The sequence below is a fragment of the Arthrobacter sp. 05T47 genome (assembly GCF_056395825.1).
On the sequence record NZ_JBFTKG010000010.1, the window covers coordinates 90,198 to 109,194 of the forward strand.

Sequence of the window (18,997 nt, forward strand, 5' to 3'; positions counted from 1 at the left end):
CCCTGCCAGCGAAACTAGCGCTTCTGCTTGACGATTTTTTCCTGGTCGACCTGAGCCTCGTCGATGGCGGCGTGCTCCTCGTGCCCCGCACCAACCAGGAGGTTGTCGCCCTCGCCGAAGAAGCCCTTCTTGAAGGCCACGATCGAGGTCTTCAGCGCTTCCGCGGTGTCATCGTCCATGACGTTGGTCTGAGCCAGCGTCGTCAGGATGGAGGACTTGTGCTTCAGGTGCTCCAGGAACTCGGTCTCGAAGCGGTTGATGTCCTCAACCGGAACGTCGTCCAGGTAGCCGTTGGTGCCGGCCCAGATGGAGACGACCTGGTTCTCGACCGGGAACGGCGAGTACTGGCCCTGCTTGAGCAGTTCCATCAGGCGGGCACCACGGGTCAGCTGCTGGCGCGATGCGGCGTCCAGGTCCGAGGCAAACATGGCGAAGGCCTGCATGTCGCGGTACTGGGCCAGTTCCAGCTTCAAGGTACCGGAGACCTTCTTCATGGACTTGACCTGTGCGGCGCCACCGACGCGGGAGACGGACACACCGACGTCGACAGCGGGGCGCTGGTTGGCGTTGAAGAGGTCCGACTGCAGGAAGATCTGGCCATCGGTGATGGAGATCACGTTGGTCGGGATGTAGGCGGAAACGTCGTTCGCCTTGGTCTCGATCAGCGGCAGGCCGGTCATCGAGCCTGCACCGAGCTCGTCGGAGAGCTTGGCACAACGCTCCAGCAGGCGGGAGTGCAAGTAGAAGACGTCGCCCGGGTAGGCTTCGCGTCCCGGCGGGCGGCGGAGCAGCAGTGACACTGCACGGTAGGCCTCGGCCTGCTTGGACAGGTCATCGAACACGATGAGGACGTGCTTGCCGCCGTACATCCAGTGCTGGCCGATGGCCGAGCCGGCGTACGGTGCCAGGTACTTGAAGCCTGCGGGGTCGGACGCGGGGGAAGCCACAATGGTGGTGTATTCCAGTGCGCCGTTGTCCTCGAGGGTCTGGCGGACGGCCGCGATCGTGGACGCCTTCTGGCCGATGGCTACGTAGATGCAGCGCACCTGCTTCTTCACGTCGCCCGAAGCCCAGTTGGCCTTCTGGTTGATGATCGTGTCGATGGCGATGGCGGACTTGCCGGTCTGGCGGTCACCGATGATCAGCTGACGCTGGCCGCGGCCGATCGGGATCATGGCGTCGATAGCCTTGAGCCCGGTCTGCATCGGCTCGTGGACCGACTTACGCTGGGTCACGCCCGGTGCCTGGAGTTCCAGGGCACGGGTGGTCTCGGCCTTGATGTCGCCGAGGTCATCGATGGGCTGGCCCAGCGGGTCAACCACGCGGCCGAGGAAGGCGTCGCCAACCGGCACGGACAGAACCTGTCCGGTGCGGTGGACTTCCTGGCCTTCTTCGATTCCGGTGAAGTCACCGAGGATGATGACACCGATCTCGCGGACGTCGAGGTTCTGGGCCAGGCCCAGGGTGCCGTCTTCGAAGCGAAGCAGCTCGTTCGCCATGACCGAGGGAAGGCCCTCAACACGGGCGATGCCGTCACCTGCGGTTGTTACACGGCCGACCTCTACGCGCTCTGCGTTTCCGGGTTCGTAGGACGCCGCGAACTCGTTCAACGCATTACGGACGTCGTCGGCGTTGATGGTCAATTCGGCCATCTGCAGTCCCTGCTCTCCTGTTTTCGTGATCATCGTTGCTCACGATGACCGGGGTTTCTTGTCGTTAGGTTGTGCTTGTCCGGCTGGCTAGGCGATCTGGCGCTGGAGCTGGCCCAGGCGGGCGGCGACGGAAGCGTCAACCACTTCGTCACCAACCTGGATCCGGATTCCACCGATAAGTGCCGGGTCAACGTTCAGGTTGATCTTGAGCTCGCGACCGTAGAGGGCGTTCAGCCCCAGCTGCAAGCGGCTGGTCTGGGTCGCCGTCAGCGGACGGGTGACGCTGACCGTTGCAATCCAGCGCTGCTGGCGCTTGGCGGCGAGCTCGGCGAAACGGCGAACCAGCTTGGTGACCTTGAGCCCGCGCGGTGCCGTGACGGCCTGTCCGATCAGGACTTTCGCTTCCTCGCTCGCACCAGGTACGAGCTTTTCCGCGAGGGTCACCTTGGCGGCCGGGCTGGCCTGCGGCTCGGACAGAGCACGCTGGACCTCGTGGCTGGACTCGACGGCCTGGTTGAAGGAGAACAGATCGTTCTCCAGCGCTTCCAGTCCGGTGAGCCCGGAGGCAGAGACGGCCGACTTGTTCTCGGCAACAGCGATGACCACCGAAGCGGCAAGAGTCTCGAGTGCATCGCCGATATCCCGTGCGGATGCCCAGCGGGAGCTGGCCAGTCCGGCAGCGATCTGAACAGCGTCAGCGGATACTTTCCCGCTGAAGAGCTGCTTGACCAGCGCCGACTTTTCGTCACCGCTGCGGGACGGGTCAGTCAGGGCCCGCCGCAAACCAGCGGAGCTGTCCACGGTCCCCAGGATTCCGAACAGTTCCGTTGCCAACTGCAGCGACGCGGAGGGAAGCTTTGCTTCCAAGGCCGCCAGCGCAGCGGCCAGCGATTCGCTCGATACACCTGCCATTACTTAGCTACACCCGCGTTCTGGTTCTCCAGATCTGCCAGGAAGCGGTCCACCACTCGGGCCGACCGTGCATCGTCGCTCAGTGCTTCGCCGACGATGCGGCTTGCCAGCGTCGTGGCCAGCGTGCCGACCTCCGCGCGGAGCGACACAACGGCCGCCTGGCGCTCGGATTCGATCTGCGCGTGGGCCTGTGCGGTGATGCGGGCCGACTCGGCAGCCGCCTTCTCCTTCAGCTCTGCAAGGATCTGGGCACCTTCGGCGCGTGCTTCCTCACGGATGCGGTTGGCTTCGGCGCGGGCTTCCGTGAGCTGCTGCTTGTACTCTTCGAGGGCTGCGGAGGCCTCGGCCTGGGCCTGTTCGGCCTTGGCAATGCCGCCTTCGATGGCTTCGGCCCGCTCCGCGAAGGTCTTCTCGAACATCGGGACAACGTACTTGACCACGATGTACATGAGGAGAGCAAAGCCGGCGAAGACAACAAGCATTTCCCAGGGATTGGGAACAAGGGGGTTAGTACCGCCTTCAGTGGCGGCTGAGATGATCGCTTGATTCATATTTCACCCGTCCTTATCTACTCGGTTCTGGATGTTCGGTTGTTCTGTTTACTTGAGAACGAACGCGAAGACCAGGCCAAGGATGGCGAGGGCTTCAGTAAGCGCGAGGCCGAGGAATGCGATCGGCTGCAGGACGCGCTGGGCTTCCGGCTGACGTGCCACACCGTTGATGTAAGCGGCGAACACGAGACCCACACCGATACCACCGCCGATGGCGGAGAGGCCGTAGCCGACGAGGTTGATGGAGCCGTTGATGGAGCCTTCCATTTTTCTTCCTTTCAAGATGCCACCCATGTGGCAGGTTGTTTGGGTTGCTTCATCCCCGTGAGGGGAAGACTATGTTGTGCCTGCTGGCGTGGTGCCTGTTGGCGTCGCGCCTGCTGGCAGGGTGCCTAGTGGCTGTCGGCGTGCAGCGCGCCTTCGATGTAGATCGCGGTCAGCAGCGTGAAGACGTAGGCCTGCAGCACCATGATCAGCGCTTCGAGCATGTACATCGCGATGGCGCCACCAAGGACGAGTACGGACGCGCCCTTCATGAGGACGCTTTCCTGCATCACGAGGAACTCAATGCCCGCTCCCGCGATCATGACGATCAGGTGGCCGGCCAGCATGGTGGCGAACAGACGGAGGCTGTGCGTGACCGGGCGGACCAGGAAGTTGGAGATGATCTCGATCGGGATAACGATCGGGAGGATGTACCAGGGAACGCCGGTAGGAACCGTAGCGAGCTTGAAGTACTTCAGGCCGTTCTTCCTGACGCCGATGGCGATCCAGGTGACGTACACGATCCCCGCGAGCACGTAGGCACCGCCGACGTGCGAGAAGGTCGGAAGCTGGATCAGCGGGATTGCACCGTAGATGTTGTTCACCAGGATGAAGAAGAAGAGGGTGAACAACAGCGGGACGTACTTCATGAAGTCCCGGCCGCCGATGATGTCCTTGGCAATGCCGTTGCGGACGAAGCTATAAGCGGCCTCGCCTGCGAACTGCAGCTTGCCGGGGACGAGCTGCTGCTTCCGTGCAGCTAGCAGAAAGAATGTAGCGATAATGACGACCGAGAGGATAACCAGCAGCATCTGCTTGGAAAATCCTTCGGCCGCACCCCAAGGCAGGATAGCCGGCAGGTGAAGTTCTTCAATTCCAGGAGGCGTGAAGGTTCCTGAATCTTGGGCCGGGAGCGCAAGCGCGATCAACGCGTTTCCTCTCTGCAGTGTCCATCATTGGGCGTTGGTCGGGGACCGGCGACATCACTGCCCGCCTCTCCCCCTGTGAAATTATTTGGCATTACTGTTCCTCGTCCTGGGACGGGCCACGTGCAGCATCGCCGTCATCAGCTGAAGTTCTGTTACTGGTGAGGCCGTGCATATGAGAAAGATAGAACCCTCCCGCAGCTCCAAGCAGAGCGCCTGCGAGCACAATCCAGCGGGTTCCCCACAGATTATCCAGTCCCCACCCTATCAAACTCCAGACGATGATTCCGCCAACAATGTAGCTGAAGACGGCGATCCCGGCGTTGTATCCGCCGTCGCTGCCATCCGTCGATACGCCGGGGGCACCGGCTGTGGTTTTAGGTGTTTTGGCTGGCTTGTTAATCTGTCCGGCAAGCGGTCCGGTGACTGGCCGTTGGCCCTTTTTGCGGCTAAACATCGGTGCCGTCTTTTCGGGTTTCGGGGTCGTTGTAAATTTGGAGCCTGGCCTTGCTGAAACCGTAAATTTCGGCTGCCTGCCAAAACACGACAGTCACGACGGCGCCGATCAGGAACCAGCGGCCGTGCAGCCAGGCCGGAGTCCCGATGGCGAAGAGGACCACGGCAAAGCCGACAACTTTGACGAAGTACGTCGCGACGAACAGTCCGATCGCTCCGGAAGGGTTGTTGCGGCCAACGAAGTGGCCCACCGCGAGGCTGATGGCAAAGAACGCCATCACCAGGGCTCCCCCGAAGAGGGAGGACCAGAACCCGACCGCGCCGTTGAAGACGAAGGCGGCGATGCCGGTCAGGACCAAGGCGACGGCCGAAGTGGCCGAGCTCCAGGCCAGCAGTTTGAGCCACAGGGATTTTGTGGGGCCAGAGACACCAACTGGTCCGTTGCCGGAAGCGGGTCCGGGTTCGGCGTTGGAGGTCATGAGATCCCAATCGTCGATGGCGTGATGCTGGTCAAGGTGGTCGGCGTGGCGCCGCCCCTGAATTCTACATTAGATAGAAATTATTCGGAAAAGCGCGTCGGACGGCGGCGGCAATGGTTACTCGGGTGTGCTGGCCATTGCTCCGGGCCCTCGCTGCCGCAGGTACGGCCAGGCCGTCACCGCGGCCATGATGACCGCGGCGGCCAGATCGACGGCGAGGACAATGTGCCAGGGGAAGATCGCGAACGCGAGGCCGCCGAAGGCAAGAATGCAGGTCCACAGGTACATCAGCACCACGGCGCCGCGGTGCGAGTACCCGATGTCCAGCAGCTTGTGGTGCAGGTGCCCGCGGTCGGCGGACCACGGCGATCTGCCCAGCGCGGTGCGCCGGACCACCGCAAGGCCCAGGTCCAGCAGCGGCAGGAACAGCACGGCGAACGGCAGCAGGATCGGGATGACCGTGGGGATACCGTTGGCCCGGTCGTAGAGGCCGGAGCTGATCTGGCCGGTGGACACGATGCCGGCCGAGGCCATGATCAGGCCGATCAGCATGGCCCCGGAATCGCCCATGAAGATCTTCGCGGGGAACCAGTTGTGCGGCAGGAACCCGACGCAGCTGCCGACCACGATGGCGGTCAGGAGGGTCGCCAGGTCCGAACGGTCCAGCAGGACGGCCGTGCGGTGCACCCAGTAAGCCGTGAGGAAGAACGCCGCTCCCCCGATGATCGCCACACCGGCGGCGAGGCCGTCCAGTCCGTCGATGAAGTTGAAGGCGTTCATTGTGGTCACGATCAGCCCGGCGGTCAGCACGATGCTCACGGCCTCGTTCTGAATCACTAACGGCTCGGGGACGAACGGGATGATCGTCATCCGCACTCCCCAGGTGGCCACGACCAGTGCCGCGGCGCTCTGGCCGATCAGCTTGATCCACCACCGCAGATCCAGCAGGTCATCCGCCACACCGACCAGCACGATCACGGCGGCCCCGGCGAGAATCCCCCAGGGAGCGGTGTTGTTCCGGAAGATGTCCTTGACGAAGAACGAATTGCTCGCCGTAACCAATGCGACCAGGACCCCCGCGAAGATGCCCAGGCCGCCGAGCCTGGATATCGGCGTGGAATGCATGTCACGGCTGCGGATCGGCGAATACAGTTCCAGCCTGTTGCCTACCAGCCGGGCGCCCCATGTAGCCGCGTAGCTCACGATCGCTGCCGTCAGCATCATGAGCAGGTACATGATCACGGGAAGACCACCAACCAGGCATTGCCAGCGCGGTCCGCGCAGGCAAGACACGGCGGCACGCTCCGCAGCGGCGGAGGCACCGGTGAGCTGCGGAAATGGGGGGAATTAAGTTGCCGTGGAACAGTCTTTCGAAAAATGAAACTTCTCCGTCGCCGTGCGCAGGGCAGGCAGTGCGTAGTGCCTGACAGGGCTGTATTACAGTGGACTCTAGTCAAGATACTAATGCCAACGGCCACCTGTCTTCGCGTCACACGGCCCTCCGCCGGCGGGAAAACCACTGTCGGTCGTGCTGAAAGGACCCCGCGATGACCCCCTCGGTTGCAGTCGCTGCCGTGACGTTTGACCGTCCCCGGGAGCTGGCGGTCCTGCTGGACGCCATCAATAACCAGACCGCCCATGTGCGCTCCATTTGCCTCATCGACAGCGGCACCGTGCCCTCGAAAGATGTTGCCGACCGGCACGCCAACGTGGACTATGTCAGGTCCGAGGCGAACCTCGGCGGGGCCGGCGGATTCTCGCTTGCCATCCTCAAGGCTGTGGCCAGCGGGGCCGACTGGATCTGGATGATGGACGACGACGCCGAGCCGGCCGACCCCGATTGCCTTGCCACGCTGCTCCGCGAGGCGCAGGACCGCGGCCTGGACGCCGTGGTGCCCCTGGTGGTGGCTCCCGGCCACCCGGACCAGCTGTCCTTTTTCTTCCGGCTCAACGGCAAGGTCACGCATGAGCGTGCCGAGGTGGAGAAGGTCGGGTTCCTGCCCGGCGACGGTCACTTCTTCAACGGCGCCCTGATCCGCTCCGATGTCTTCTTCAAAGTGGGCCTGCCGGACATGCGCCTGTTCATCCGCGGCGACGAGGTGGACTTCACGCTGCGCCTCAGGAAGGCCGGGATCCGTTTCGGCACGGTGACCACCGCTGCCATCACCCACCCGCATGCCTTCTCCGAAACCAAGCATGTCTTCGGCGCGCGGTGGCACGTGATCGTGCCGGATTCGGCCTTCAAACGCTATTTCTACTACCGGAACCGCGGCTACATGATCCGCCGCCATTTCCGGGTCAAGTCTTTCGTCGCTGATGTGGGCGGCTACCTTGGCTACTTCCTGCGCAGCGGAGACCTCCGCGGGCTTGCAGACTGGTTTCGCGCCTTTTCCGCCGGGCTCCGGGGCAAGGGATTCGGTCCGCTGGAGGACCAGAAGTTCTGACCGTCCGCGCCGCAGGCGCCCGGGTTGCTGGCGCCAGGGTTGCGGACGCCAGGGCTGCTGGCGCTAGGGTTGCTAGCTCTGGGCCTGCCGGCCCAGCCGGCGGCGCAGCAGCAAACCCAGCAGCACCCACGGCTCGCCGAACACCCGGTAGGCCACCCGCTGCGGGTGGAGCATGAGCCGCCAGGCCCACTCGAGGCCGAGCCGCCCGATCCAGCGCGGCGCCAGCTTCTGCACGCCGGCAATCTGTTCGATGGCGCCGCCGACGGCGCAGTAGACGGCCGGCGGGAGCACGGGAAGCCGCCGCGCCAGGACCTGTTCCTGCAGCGGCATCCCGAGGCCCAGGAGCACAAGCTGCGGGCGGAGCCCGGCAAGCCATTGGACGGCGGCGTCCTCAACGTCCTGGTCCCAGTCTTCGCCGGGCATGCCGTCCACCCGCGCCCCGGGGACAATCTCCCGCAGTTTGGCCACTGCGCCGGCGTTGGCCACGGCGCCTGCACCGATCACCGCAATGCGCTGCAGCCCCGCGACATTGCCCAGCGCGGGAATCCAGTCGGTCGATCCCAGCCGGTAATCCATCACCGGACCCCTGCCGTCGTCCTCTTCGCCCGTCTTGGCCCAGAGCCAAAGCACCGGTGCGCCGTCGATCAGCACCACGTCGCTGTGGTCGTAGAAGGAACGGAAGCCGGGATCGGAGTGCAGCAGCGTGACGCTGTGCAGGTTGTGCCCCACCACGGTCCGGGTCCGGCCCTCGGCCACGTAGGCGGTAAGGACGGCTGTCAGCTCGGACACGGTCACGGGGGTAGCGTCGACGTCGAGGAAGGGGACGCGCTGGCGCTCCAGCGTCATGCCGAGCCGGGCTCAGGCGCGGCGGGCCGGGGTGCGGCCTCGGGCCCAGCATCAGCCTCGGGCACGGCCGCCTCAACAGCCGTGTCAGCCTCAGGCACGGTCGCCTCAACAGCCGCGTCAGCCTCAGGCACAGCCGGCTCAACAACCGTTTCGGCAGCGTCCTCACCTTCGGCGGCGTTGCCGTCGACGTCCAGGAGGCCGGGAACCACGCCGCGCAGGCGTTCGAGGCTGATGGCTCCCTGACGGACCACCCGCAGCGGCTGCACCGTCGCATCGACGATAGTTGAGGCGAGGGCTTCGGCACCCTCGGCGGGCCGGGGTCCGCCCTCGAGGTAGACCTCCACGGATTCCGCCAGCTGCGCCTCGGCGTCCGCTGCGGTCCGCGCCGCCGCCTGCCCGGTGCGGTTCGCGGAGGACACGGCGAGGGGGCCGGTGAGCGTCAGCAGGTCCTGGGCGATCTCGTCGGCCGGGATCCTCAGCGCAACGGTCCCCTTGGTTTCACCAAGATCCCAGTCCAATGACGGCTGGGCATGCAGGATCAGGGTCAGTCCGCCGGGCCAGAACGCCTCGGCCAGCCGCCGCGCCTCGGGCGGGACGTCCGTGGCGAGGCCATCGAGGGCGTTCAGCCTGGGGATCAGCACCGGCGGCGGCATCTTCCGGCTACGGCCCTTCGACGCAAGCAGCAGGGTCACGCCGAGGGGCGAGAAGGCGTCGGCGGCAATACCGTAGACGGTGTCGGTCGGGAAGACCACACACTTGCTCTCACGGATGGCCCGCTGGGCGTGTTCAAGTCCTGCGGCGCGCTGCTCAGCTGCCGTGCAATCGTAGCTAGTCGTCACTGGCCTATTCTTTCATCACTTGTCACACGATTTTTTTGCGGGGGCCTCAGTGCTGCAGTGTTTGTTCTGACTGTGTCAGCACTGCGCTGGTGGCCCGGTCCTTGCCGTTGAGGTCGCGGTGGGTCCGGACCTCGGAGAACACCCCGGTGCGTTTCAGCATCGCGGCGATCCATTCCGATTGGACTTCGGCGTGCTCCATCACGAAGTAGCCGCCGGGCACCAGCAGGCGGGCAGCCGAGGCCGCCGCCGCCGTCGGAAGTTCCATCCCGTCCGCTCCCCCGCCGTACAGTGCCTCGGGCGGGTCGTGCAGCGCCACTTCGGGTTCGTTCGGGATCGCTTCGGCGGGTATGTAGGGCGGGTTGGACACGACGACGTCGAACGTGCCGTTGTGTTCGCCCAGCGCGTCGCGCATGTCGCCGCGGATGAGGTGGACGCCCAGGGGCAACAGGTTTTTCGCCGCCCAGGCATGCGCGAATTCGCTGTATTCCACCGCGTGGACTTCCGCGCCGGGTACCTCGTGCGCGATCGAGCCTGCGATCGCGCCGGATCCGGTGCCCAGGTCCACCACTTTGGGGTGTGCCAATCCGGCCCTGCCCTTGAGCCAGTCAAGCACCAGCTGCACCACGGACTCGGTTTCCGGGCGCGGGATGAACACGCCGGGACCGACGGCGAGTTCGAGGTACCGGAAGTGCGCCACGCCCGTGATGTGCTGCAGCGGGATGCGCTGCGCCCGCTCGGCAACGAGGTCGGCATAGCCCGCCGGGGCCGGCGCGTCGCCGAGCATCAGCGCGCGCAGCCGGCCGAGCCCGACGCCGAGCAGGTGCTCGGCGAGGAGCTCGGCGTCCACGCGTGGGCTGGGCACGCCGGCGGCGGCGAGGACCGCCGTCGCCTCGCTGACGGCCTCCGCGAGGCTCGGACCATCACCTGCTGTCATCACGGGTGGGCCGCGCCTATTCGCCGATGGCGTCGAGCCGGGACTGCTCGTCCAGTTCGATGGCCGACTGGATTACCGGTTCCAGGTCGCCGTTCATGACCTGGTCCAGGTTGTAGGCCTTGTATCCGGTGCGGTGGTCCGCGATCCGGTTTTCCGGGTAGTTGTACGTGCGGATGCGCTCGGAGCGGTCCATGGTGCGGATCTGGGACTTGCGCTGCGCGGAGTTTTCGGCGTCGATGATCTCCTGCTGGTGGGCCAGGATGCGGGCGCGCAGCACGCGCATGCCGGCTTCACGGTTCTGCAGCTGCGACTTCTCGTTCTGCATCGCGACGACGATTCCGGTGGGAAGGTGGGTGATGCGCACCGCGGAGTCGGTGGTGTTGACCGACTGCCCGCCGGGCCCCGAGGAGCGGTAGACGTCGATTTTGAGATCGTTCTGGTTGATCTCGAGTTCCTCGGGCTCGTCCACTTCGGGCAGCACCAGCACGCCGGCGGCCGAGGTGTGGATGCGGCCCTGGGATTCGGTGACGGGCACGCGCTGCACCCGGTGCACGCCGCCTTCGAACTTGAGCCGGGCGTAGACGCCCTCTGCAGGATCGTTGGAGTTGCCCTTGACGGCCATCTGGACGTCTTTGTAGCCGCCCAGGTCAGATTCGGTGGCGGAGATGATCTCGGTCTTCCAGCCGCGGGATTCCGCGTAACGGCTGTACATCCGCAGGAGGTCCGCGGCGAACAGCGCAGCCTCGTCGCCGCCTTCGCCGCCCTTGACCTCGAGGATCACGTTGCGGGCATCGTCCGGGTCGCGCGGGATCAGCAGCCGGCGCAGCTTGGCCGCCGCCGTCTCCAGCGCAGCCTCCAGCTCGGGCACCTCCGCGGCGAACTCCGGGTCCTCGTCCGCCATTTCCTTGGCAGCCGCCAGGTCATCGCTGATGGCTTCCCAGCGGTGGTAGGCCTCCACAATGCCGTTCAGCTGGGCAGAACGCCGCCCCAGCTTCCGGGCCAGCCGCTGGTCGGCATAAACAGCAGGATCCCCCAGCTGGGCCTGGATAGAGTCGTGCTCATCCAACAGGCCCTGTACGGACTCAAACATTTTCAAACCTCTTTCGACTCTCTCAAGTCTAGTAACGCCGTGCGTTGGGTGGGACGAGTGCAAGTCGTTCTGTTTTTGCCGCCCCGGGAGTGGCATGGGGCCTGCCGGAGCGTGGAGGCTCTGATCCGTCAGGATCGAGCCTCCACGCGTAGGGGCGGGGGCGGCAAAAAACCGAACGACAAAGGGGCGGGGCCGGCTAAACAACAGACGGCCCCACCCCTACGTCAACTACTTGTCGTTATCGGACTTCGCACCAAGCGTCGTCTTCTGCACCTGCATGAGGAACTCGACGTTGCTCTGGGTCTCCCGGATCTTGTTGGTCAGCAGCTCAAGGCTCTGCTGCGTTTCGAGTCCGGAGAGGACGCGGCGCAGCTTCCACATGATCTTGACTTCCTCGGGGGAAAGCAGGTTTTCCTCGCGGCGCGTACCGGACGCGTTGACGTCCACGGCCGGGAAGATGCGCTTGTCCGCGAGCTGGCGGGACAGGCGCAGTTCCATGTTGCCGGTGCCCTTGAACTCCTCGAAGATGACCTCGTCCATCTTGGAACCGGTCTCGACGAGCGCGGTTGCCAGGATGGTCAGCGAGCCACCGTTTTCGATGTTGCGGGCTGCACCGAAGAAGCGCTTCGGCGGGTACAGCGCGGCGGAGTCCACACCACCGGACAGGATGCGGCCGGAAGCCGGTGCTGCCAGGTTGTAGGCACGGCCCAGGCGGGTCATGGAGTCAAGGAGCACTACAACGTCCATGCCCATTTCCACGAGGCGTTTGGCGCGCTCGATGGAAAGCTCGGCCACGGTGGTGTGGTCGTCGGCTGGACGGTCGAAGGTGGAGGCAATGACCTCGCCCTTGACGGTGCGCTGCATGTCCGTAACTTCTTCGGGGCGTTCGTCAACAAGCACCATCATGAGGTGGACCTCAGGATTGTTGGTGGTGATGGCGTTGGCGATGGACTGCAGGATGAGCGTCTTGCCGGCCTTCGGCGGCGAAACGATCAGGCCGCGCTGGCCCTTGCCGATCGGGGCCACGAGGTCGATTACGCGGGGGCCGATCTTCTTCGGGTCCGTCTCGAGGCGCAGGCGCTCGGAGGGGTACAGCGGGACGAGCTTCGCGAATTCGACGCGGTCCTTGAGTTCTTCCGGCGTCTTGCCGTTCACCGAGGTCACACGGACCAGGGCGTTGAACTTCTGGCGCGCGGACTGCTGGCTGCGGTCTTCGCCTTCGCGCGGTGCACGGATGGCACCGACGCAGGCATCGCCCTTGCGCAGGTTGTACTTCTTGACCTGGGCGAGCGAGACGTAGACGTCGTTCGGGCCCGGCAGGTAGCCCGAGGTGCGGATGAACGCGTAGTTCTCCAGCACGTCGAGGATACCGGCGACCGGCAGCAGGACGTCGTCCTCGGTGACCTCGACGTCGTCGACGTCCGGTCCCTGCTGACGCCCGCGGCGGCGGTCGTTGCGATCGCGGAAGCGGTCGTTGCGCGAGGAGTTGTCACGGCTGTCCTGCTGGCCCTGGCGGTCACCACGGTCGTTGCGGTCACGACGGTTGCGCCGGTTCCGGCGGCTTCCGCCATCCGAATCGTCGCTGTCGCGGGTGTTCTCGCGGGTGCCGGCGGATTCGTCGCGGCCGCCACGGGTGCGGGTGGCGTCGCGGCGCTGGCCGTCTTCGCTGCCCGGCTCGCCCTGGCGCTGCTCGGTGCGCTGGTCACGCTGTTCGGTGCGCTGTTCGCGCTGCTCTGCACGCTGCTCAGTGCGCTGTTCGGCGGCGGGCTGTTCGGCCTGCGCCTCAGCGCCCTGGCCACCTGCCTCAGTAGCCTGCGCGGCGGCCTCGCCGCGACGGCGGTTGCGGGTGCGCGGCTGCCGGGTGCGGTCGGAAGTTTCCGGCGCGGAAACGGCAGAGCCAGCCTGCGTCCCGGAGTCAGCAGTGCCGGACTCAGCGGAAACGGCGGGAGCTTCGGCCGGGGCTGCGGCAGGCGCCTCGGTGGCGGGCGTCGTGACGACTCCGTCACTGCCTGCACGGCGGCTGCGGCCGCGGCGGGCGCGGGGGCTTTCCTGCGCCGGGGCTTCCTCGGCGGCAGCTGCGGGCGCGGTTGCGTGCGCAGTTACCGGGGCTGACGCCTGGGAAACGGTGCCGTTGTCGCTCGCCTTTTCGGCAGCGCGGGCCGGAGCCTTGCTTACCGGAGTGCCTGCGCGGTGGGCGGAAATGGCCGTGACCAGATCACCCTTGCGCATGCGGGAACCGCCGGAAATGCCAAGCTGGCTGGCGAGAGCCTGGAGCTGGGCGAGCTTGAGGCCTGCAAGGCCGCTGCTCTTGGCGGGTGCTGCCGAAGATCCGGCAGCAGAAGATGTATCCACAGCCGGAGACAGCTCAGTGGTTTCGGTCACGAAGGATCCTTCCCCCTCGACGGCGTCCAGACTAAGAGCTGGACGCGGTGATTTGATCTGGGCTGCAGTTCAGATCTGCAGCCGGGATTTTCGGCCTTGCCGGATGGATTTCGACCAGCAGGGCCGGATACTGCTTCACCATGCACGATTCCGAGAAATGAGGAACGGCGGGCTGACGTATGAGGGGGCAGAGAAAATCTGCTGAGTCCTGCGTCAGACCGAAAGCAGGTGGCACCGGATAATATTGCGCAGTGAAAGATGAGAGAGGCTACGTGGCCAACATCGCGGTCTTACAACGGTTACTAAATTTACCGCCTGCGTATTTACCGCCGGTGCACTTCCACTTTAGCACCTTCGACGTCCACGGCCAGCTTCATCACACGCCAGCCAACTTCCGGCGTGTTGCCCGCCGTGTGGGCGGCGATGAAGTCTACGACTTCATCGGCTTCCGCTTCCCCGTTGGCCAGGACCAATACCGTGGGTCCTGCGCCAGAGACGATGGCGGCGTGCCCTGCCCGGCGCAGCGCGCCGATGAGCTCCGCGCTGGGCCGCATGGCCTGGGCGCGGTAGCTCTGGTGCAAGTAGTCCTCGGTGCCCGGCAGCAGGAACTCCGGGTTGGCGGTGAGGGCATGGATCAGCAGGGCGGCACGCCCGGAGTTCATGGCCGCGGCATGGTGGCCCACCGAGGCCGGCAAGAGTGCCCGGGCCGCCTCCGTGGAGAGCTCATAGTCCGGCACCGCGACGACCGGGACCACCGCAGCGGCCACGGACGCACTCGTGCTGCTGTACTGGTCACTGTCCTGCCATGACAGCGCCAGTCCGCCGAAAATGGCGGGTGCAACGTTGTCCGGGTGGCCTTCCATTTCGCTAGTGAGCTGGAGGATCCAGTCCCGGCCGCGCCGGGATATTTCCGGCACCAGGGCATTCGCTGCGCTGACGGCCGCCACCACGGCCGAGGCCGAAGAGCCAAGGCCCCGCCCGTGCGGGTTGACGTTGTCCGCCGTGATCCGCAGGCCTTCGTGCCGGTACCCGAGGCGGTGAAGCGCCTCCGTGAGGGCCTTGACCACCAGGTGCGTGGCGTCGCGGGGCAGCGATTCGGCGCCCTCGCCGCTGAGCTCGAATTCCAGCTCACCGCTGGCGAGCGTTTCCACGGTGAGGGTGTCATGGAGCGAGAGGGCCAGGCCGAGGCTGTCGTACCCGGGACCCAGGTTGGCGCTGGTGGCCGGCACCCGGACGGTGACAACCTGGCCCGCCGGAACAGCCGGCGAGCCGGCAGCAGATTCGGCCGGGATGGTCAGGGTTGTTTCCAACGTTATCTTTCTTCCAGTCCCAGTGCTGCGGCGACGGTGACGACATCGTTGGAGACACTGACCGGCTGCACGTCGCTGCCGTCCTCGGTGCGCAGGGCCCACTGCGGGTCCTTGAGGCCGTGACCTGTCACCGTGATCACGATCGTCTTGCCGGCCGGCACTTCACCGGCCGCATGCTTCTTGATCAGTCCGGCGACGCCGGCAGCGGAGCCGGGTTCCACGAAGACGCCTTCCCGGGCGGAGAGCCAGCGGTGCGCGGACAGGATTTCCTCGTCCGTGACGGCCTCGATCACGCCGCCGGATTCGTCCCGGGCCGCAACAGCGGTGTCCCAGGAGGCCGGGTTGCCGATCCGGATGGCGGTGGCGATGGTGTCCGGCTCGGTGATGGGGTGGCCGGCCACGAACGGGGCAGCGCCGGCGGCCTGGAAGCCCCACATGACCGGGGTCTTGGTGGCGACGGCGGGCAGCGACCCGGCGGTGGGTGACTCGAACGGCGCGGAGTACTCCTTGTAGCCCTTCCAGTACGCGCTGATGTTGCCGGCGTTGCCCACCGGAAGCACGTGGAAGTCGGGGGCATCGCCCAGGGCGTCCACCACTTCGAAGGCGCCGGTCTTCTGGCCCTCGATCCGGGCGGGGTTGACGGAGTTGACCAGGAACACCGGGTAGGACTCGCCGAGCTTGCGGGCGATGTCGAGGCAGTCGTCGAAGTTGCCGTCCACCTGCAGCAGGGTGGCGCCGTGGGCGACGGCCTGGCTGAGCTTGCCCATGGAGATCTTGCCCTCGGGGACCAGCACCGCGCACTGCAGCCCTGCCGCCGTCGCGTAGGCCGCGGCAGATGCAGAGGTGTTGCCGGTGGAGGCACACACCACGGCCTTGGCGCCGGAGGCCACCGCCGCGGTCATGGCCATGGTCATGCCGCGGTCCTTGAACGAACCGGTCGGGTTCATGCCTTCGACCTTGAGGTAGACGGTACTGCCGGTCAGCTCGGAGAGGTGGCGGGCGTGCACGAGCGGGGTGCCGCCCTCGCCCAGGGTGATGACCTTAGTGGCTTCCGTGACAGGAAGACGATCAGCGTATTCGCGGATGACACCGCGCCATTGGTGAGCCACTTAGACCCCTTCTACCCGCAGTACGGATGTGACGGAATTGATGACGTCCAGGCGCCTGACGGCCTCGACGGTTGCTGCAAGTGCGGATTCCCGGGCCTGGTGGGTCACGATCCGCAGCTCGGCCGACTCCACGTTGGAGTCGGCGTCGCGGTGGATGGTCTGCCGCATGATTTCAATGGACACGCCGTGCTCCGCGAAGAGGTGGGCGATCCGGGCCAGGACGCCGGGCTGGTCCGCGACGTCGAGTCCGATGTAGTAGCTCGTGACGGCCGCATCGATGGGCAGCGCGGGCACGTGCCCGGTGGTGGTTTCGGTCCGGCCGGGGCCGCCCAGGACGATGCGGCGGGCCGCGGAAACGAGGTCGCCCAGCACGGCGGACGCCGTCGGGGTGCCGCCGGCGCCCTGGCCGTAGAACATCAGCTCGCCGGCGTTCTCGGCCTCGATGAAGACGGCGTTGAACGCGCCGCGGACGGCGGCGAGGGGGTGCTCGCGGGGCAGCAGCGTGGGGTGGACGCGGACGGAGACGCCGGTCTTGCCGTCCTCGTCAGCCAGTTTCTCGGCAATGGCCAGCAGTTTGATGACGAAGCCGGCATCCTTGGCGGCGGCGATGTCTGCCGCGGTGACCGAGGTGATGCCCTCGCACGAGACATCTTCCAGGGCGAACCGCGTGTGGAAGGACAGCGAGGCAAGGATCGCGGCCTTGGCGGCGGCGTCGTGGCCTTCGATGTCGGCGGTGGGATCGGCTTCGGCGTAGCCAAGGCGCTGGGCCTCTGCCAGGGCATCGGCGAACTGCGCCCCGGTGGAGTCCATCTGGTCGAGGATGAAGTTGGTGGTGCCGTTGACAATCCCGAGCACCCGGGTGATCCGGTCGCCGGAGAGGCTGTCCCGGATGGGGCGCAGGATGGGGATGGCACCGGCGACGGCGGCCTCGTAGGAGAGCTGCACCCCGGCCTTGTCGGCTTCCTCGTACAGCGTGGGGCCGTCCTGCGCCAGCAGCGCCTTGTTGCCGGTGACAACGCAGGAACCGTGCCGCATGGCGGTCAGGATCAGGGAACGGGCCGGCTCGATGCCGCCCATGAGCTCGATGACGAGGTCGGCGTCCTTGACGAGGGTCTCGGCGTCCGCGGTGAACAGCTCCTGCGGCAGTTCGACGTCGCGCTCGGCTGCGAGGTTGCGCACCGCGATGCCGCTCAGTTCCAGGCGTGCGCCCGTGCGGGCGGCGAGGGCGTCGGCGTCGTCAATGAGAATCCGCGCAACCTGGGCCCCAACGTTGCCACAGCCCAGCAGGGCCACTTTCAGGGTTCGCAATTCGGTCATTCAGACTCCCATGTCGCGGTTGAGCAGATCTTCTTCGGTTTCCCCGCGGACAATGAGCCGGGCAGATCCGTCGCGGACAGCGACAACGCCCGGCCGGGCCAGATAGTTGTAGTTGCTTGACAGGGCCCAGCAGTAGGCGCCGGTCCCCGGTACTGCAAGCAGATCACCGGCTGCCACGTCCTCGGGCAGATATACATCTCTAACAACTATGTCGCCGCTCTCGCAATGTTTGCCCACCACTCGGGACAGCTGCGGCCCCGCTTCGGAGCTGCGGGAGGCGAGAATTGCCGAATAATCCGCGTCGTACAGCACCGGCCGGGGGTTGTCGCTCATCCCGCCGTCCACCGACACATACCGGCGGGGGTACGTAACGTCTTCTGCGGCGTGGTGGCCCTCCGGGGCGGCGGAATCCACCCGGACGGTCTTGAGCGTGCCGACCTCGTACAGCGTGAACGTGGTGCTTCCGACGATCGCGCGGCCCGGTTCGATCGATATCCGCGGGGCGCTGATGCCCAGCGCGGCGCACTTGGAACGGACGACGGCGGCCATCGCCTGCGCGATCTCGGCGGGCGGGCGCGGGGTGTCGACAGGGGTGTAGGCGATGCCGTAGCCGCCCCCGAGGTCTAGTTCGGGCAGCACGATCGAGTACTTGGCCTGCATCGCGGCCAGGAAGTCCAGCAGCTTCTCCGCGGCGAGGGCGAAGCCGTCCGGTTCGAAGATCTGCGAGCCGATGTGGCAGTGCAGGCCCAGCAGCTCAATGCTGGCGTGCCCGGTCGCCGCGGCGACAGCTTCCTCGGCGGCGGACAGGCCGGCCTTCTCAGTGGAGTCCCCGGCCATGGACAGGCCGAATTTCTGGTCCTCGTGGGCGGTGGCGATGAATTCGTGGGTGTGGGCGTGCACCCCGGGGGTCAGCCGCAGCATGACCCTGGCGGTGTCGCCGCGGTTGGCGGCGATCGCCGCGACGCGTTCGAGCTCGTCGAGGCTGTCCACCACGATCCGGCCCAGCTGCATGTCCAGTGCACGGTGGATTTCGCCGTCGGATTTGTTGTTGCCGTGCAGCGCGACGTCGGCGCCGGGAATGCCGGCGCGCGCGGCGACGGCGAGTTCGCCGCCTGACGCGGTGTCCAGTCGCAGGCCTTCCTCTTCAACCCAGCGGACCACCGAGGTGCACAGGAAGGACTTGCCGGCATAGTAGACGTCCACTCCCCCGCAGATGTCGGCGAAGGCATCGTTGAAGGCGTCGCTGAACGCCCGGGCCCGGGCCCGGAAGTCGGTCTCGCTCAGCACGAACAGCGGGGTGCCGTACTGGCGCTGCAGCTCGCTGACGCTCAGGCCCTCGATGGTGAGCTCGCCGTCCTCGTTCCGCGCAACCCCGCCCGCCCACAGCGGTTCGTGGAGGGCGTTGAGGTCCGCGGGGACCTCCAGCCAGGCCGGCGCGAGCGGGGACTGCCCTGGGTTTTCCTGCTGTTTGGGTGTTGACGTCATG

Annotated in this window: 18 protein-coding genes; 1 reads left to right on the forward strand and 17 read right to left on the reverse strand. The window is 66.1% G+C overall.

From position 1 onward, the window contains the following. Window positions 1-14 precede the first annotated feature (14 nt). The 8 genes from atpA to AC1DEY_RS09840 form a co-directional block, all read right to left on the reverse strand. Window positions 15-1,652: a F0F1 ATP synthase subunit alpha gene (gene atpA / locus AC1DEY_RS09805; protein WP_441407673.1), complete on the reverse strand. Its 1,638-nt coding sequence runs from the start codon at window positions 1,650-1,652 to the stop codon at window positions 15-17. A gap of 87 nt (window positions 1,653-1,739) precedes the next feature. Further along, entirely contained in the window at window positions 1,740-2,564 is an 825-nt protein-coding gene (locus AC1DEY_RS09810; protein ID WP_441407507.1) for a F0F1 ATP synthase subunit delta, read from the reverse strand. Continuing rightward, on the reverse strand, window positions 2,564-3,115 hold the full coding sequence (locus tag AC1DEY_RS09815; RefSeq protein WP_441407506.1) for a F0F1 ATP synthase subunit B: 552 nt from the start codon (window positions 3,113-3,115) through the stop codon (window positions 2,564-2,566). The genes AC1DEY_RS09810 and AC1DEY_RS09815 overlap by 1 nt, the downstream gene beginning before the upstream one ends. Before the next feature lie 48 nt (window positions 3,116-3,163). Continuing rightward, window positions 3,164-3,382, reverse strand: a complete 219-nt coding sequence (gene atpE / locus AC1DEY_RS09820) for an ATP synthase F0 subunit C (protein ID WP_091559519.1) — start codon at window positions 3,380-3,382, stop codon at window positions 3,164-3,166. A gap of 125 nt (window positions 3,383-3,507) precedes the next feature. After that, entirely contained in the window at window positions 3,508-4,308 is an 801-nt protein-coding gene (gene atpB / locus AC1DEY_RS09825; RefSeq protein WP_441407505.1) for a F0F1 ATP synthase subunit A, read from the reverse strand. Window positions 4,309-4,399: 91 nt separating this feature from the next. Beyond that, window positions 4,400-4,762, reverse strand: coding sequence for a hypothetical protein (locus AC1DEY_RS09830; protein ID WP_441407504.1), 363 nt, complete (start codon window positions 4,760-4,762; stop codon window positions 4,400-4,402). Beyond that, on the reverse strand, window positions 4,755-5,240 hold the full coding sequence (locus AC1DEY_RS09835; RefSeq protein WP_476867769.1) for a hypothetical protein: 486 nt from the start codon (window positions 5,238-5,240) through the stop codon (window positions 4,755-4,757). The genes AC1DEY_RS09830 and AC1DEY_RS09835 overlap by 8 nt, the downstream gene beginning before the upstream one ends. A 117-nt stretch (window positions 5,241-5,357) precedes the next feature. Further along, a complete protein-coding gene (locus AC1DEY_RS09840) occupies window positions 5,358-6,482 on the reverse strand; it encodes an MraY family glycosyltransferase (RefSeq protein ID WP_476867770.1) in 1,125 nt (374 codons plus the stop codon). Window positions 6,483-6,787: 305 nt separating this feature from the next. Here AC1DEY_RS09840 and AC1DEY_RS09845 point away from each other — a divergent pair, with 305 nt between their 5' ends. Then, entirely contained in the window at window positions 6,788-7,684 is an 897-nt protein-coding gene (locus AC1DEY_RS09845) for a glycosyltransferase (RefSeq protein WP_476867771.1), read from the forward strand. Between the two features lie 72 nt (window positions 7,685-7,756). On the opposite strand, the gene AC1DEY_RS09850 is transcribed toward AC1DEY_RS09845, so the two are convergent. From AC1DEY_RS09850 to lysA, 9 genes are all read right to left on the reverse strand, one after another. Then, window positions 7,757-8,530 carry a WecB/TagA/CpsF family glycosyltransferase gene (locus tag AC1DEY_RS09850; protein ID WP_476867772.1) on the reverse strand — a complete coding sequence of 258 codons (774 nt, stop codon included), beginning with the start codon at window positions 8,528-8,530 and terminating at the stop codon, window positions 7,757-7,759. Further along, window positions 8,527-9,369 carry an L-threonylcarbamoyladenylate synthase gene (locus tag AC1DEY_RS09855; protein ID WP_476867773.1) on the reverse strand — a complete coding sequence of 281 codons (843 nt, stop codon included), beginning with the start codon at window positions 9,367-9,369 and terminating at the stop codon, window positions 8,527-8,529. The genes AC1DEY_RS09850 and AC1DEY_RS09855 overlap by 4 nt, the downstream gene beginning before the upstream one ends. A gap of 46 nt (window positions 9,370-9,415) precedes the next feature. After that, window positions 9,416-10,303: a peptide chain release factor N(5)-glutamine methyltransferase gene (gene prmC, locus AC1DEY_RS09860; RefSeq protein WP_476867797.1), complete on the reverse strand. Its 888-nt coding sequence runs from the start codon at window positions 10,301-10,303 to the stop codon at window positions 9,416-9,418. A 16-nt stretch (window positions 10,304-10,319) separates the two neighbouring features. After that, entirely contained in the window at window positions 10,320-11,393 is a 1,074-nt protein-coding gene (gene prfA / locus AC1DEY_RS09865; protein WP_476867774.1) for a peptide chain release factor 1, read from the reverse strand. A 228-nt stretch (window positions 11,394-11,621) separates the two neighbouring features. After that, window positions 11,622-13,775 (reverse strand): transcription termination factor Rho, encoded by a 2,154-nt coding sequence (gene rho / locus AC1DEY_RS09870; RefSeq protein ID WP_476867775.1) that lies wholly within the window; start codon window positions 13,773-13,775, stop codon window positions 11,622-11,624. Between the two features lie 323 nt (window positions 13,776-14,098). Continuing rightward, entirely contained in the window at window positions 14,099-15,085 is a 987-nt protein-coding gene (thrB, locus tag AC1DEY_RS09875; RefSeq protein WP_476867776.1) for a homoserine kinase, read from the reverse strand. A gap of 2 nt (window positions 15,086-15,087) precedes the next feature. Beyond that, the gene (gene thrC / locus AC1DEY_RS09880) at window positions 15,088-16,194 is read right to left on the reverse strand and encodes a threonine synthase (protein WP_476867777.1); all 1,107 of its coding nucleotides are present in this window, start codon (window positions 16,192-16,194) and stop codon (window positions 15,088-15,090) included. Continuing rightward, window positions 16,195-17,511 (reverse strand): homoserine dehydrogenase, encoded by a 1,317-nt coding sequence (locus tag AC1DEY_RS09885; RefSeq protein ID WP_476867778.1) that lies wholly within the window; start codon window positions 17,509-17,511, stop codon window positions 16,195-16,197. Next, window positions 17,512-18,996: a diaminopimelate decarboxylase gene (gene lysA, locus AC1DEY_RS09890; RefSeq protein WP_476867779.1), complete on the reverse strand. Its 1,485-nt coding sequence runs from the start codon at window positions 18,994-18,996 to the stop codon at window positions 17,512-17,514. Window position 18,997: the final 1 nt, after the last annotated feature.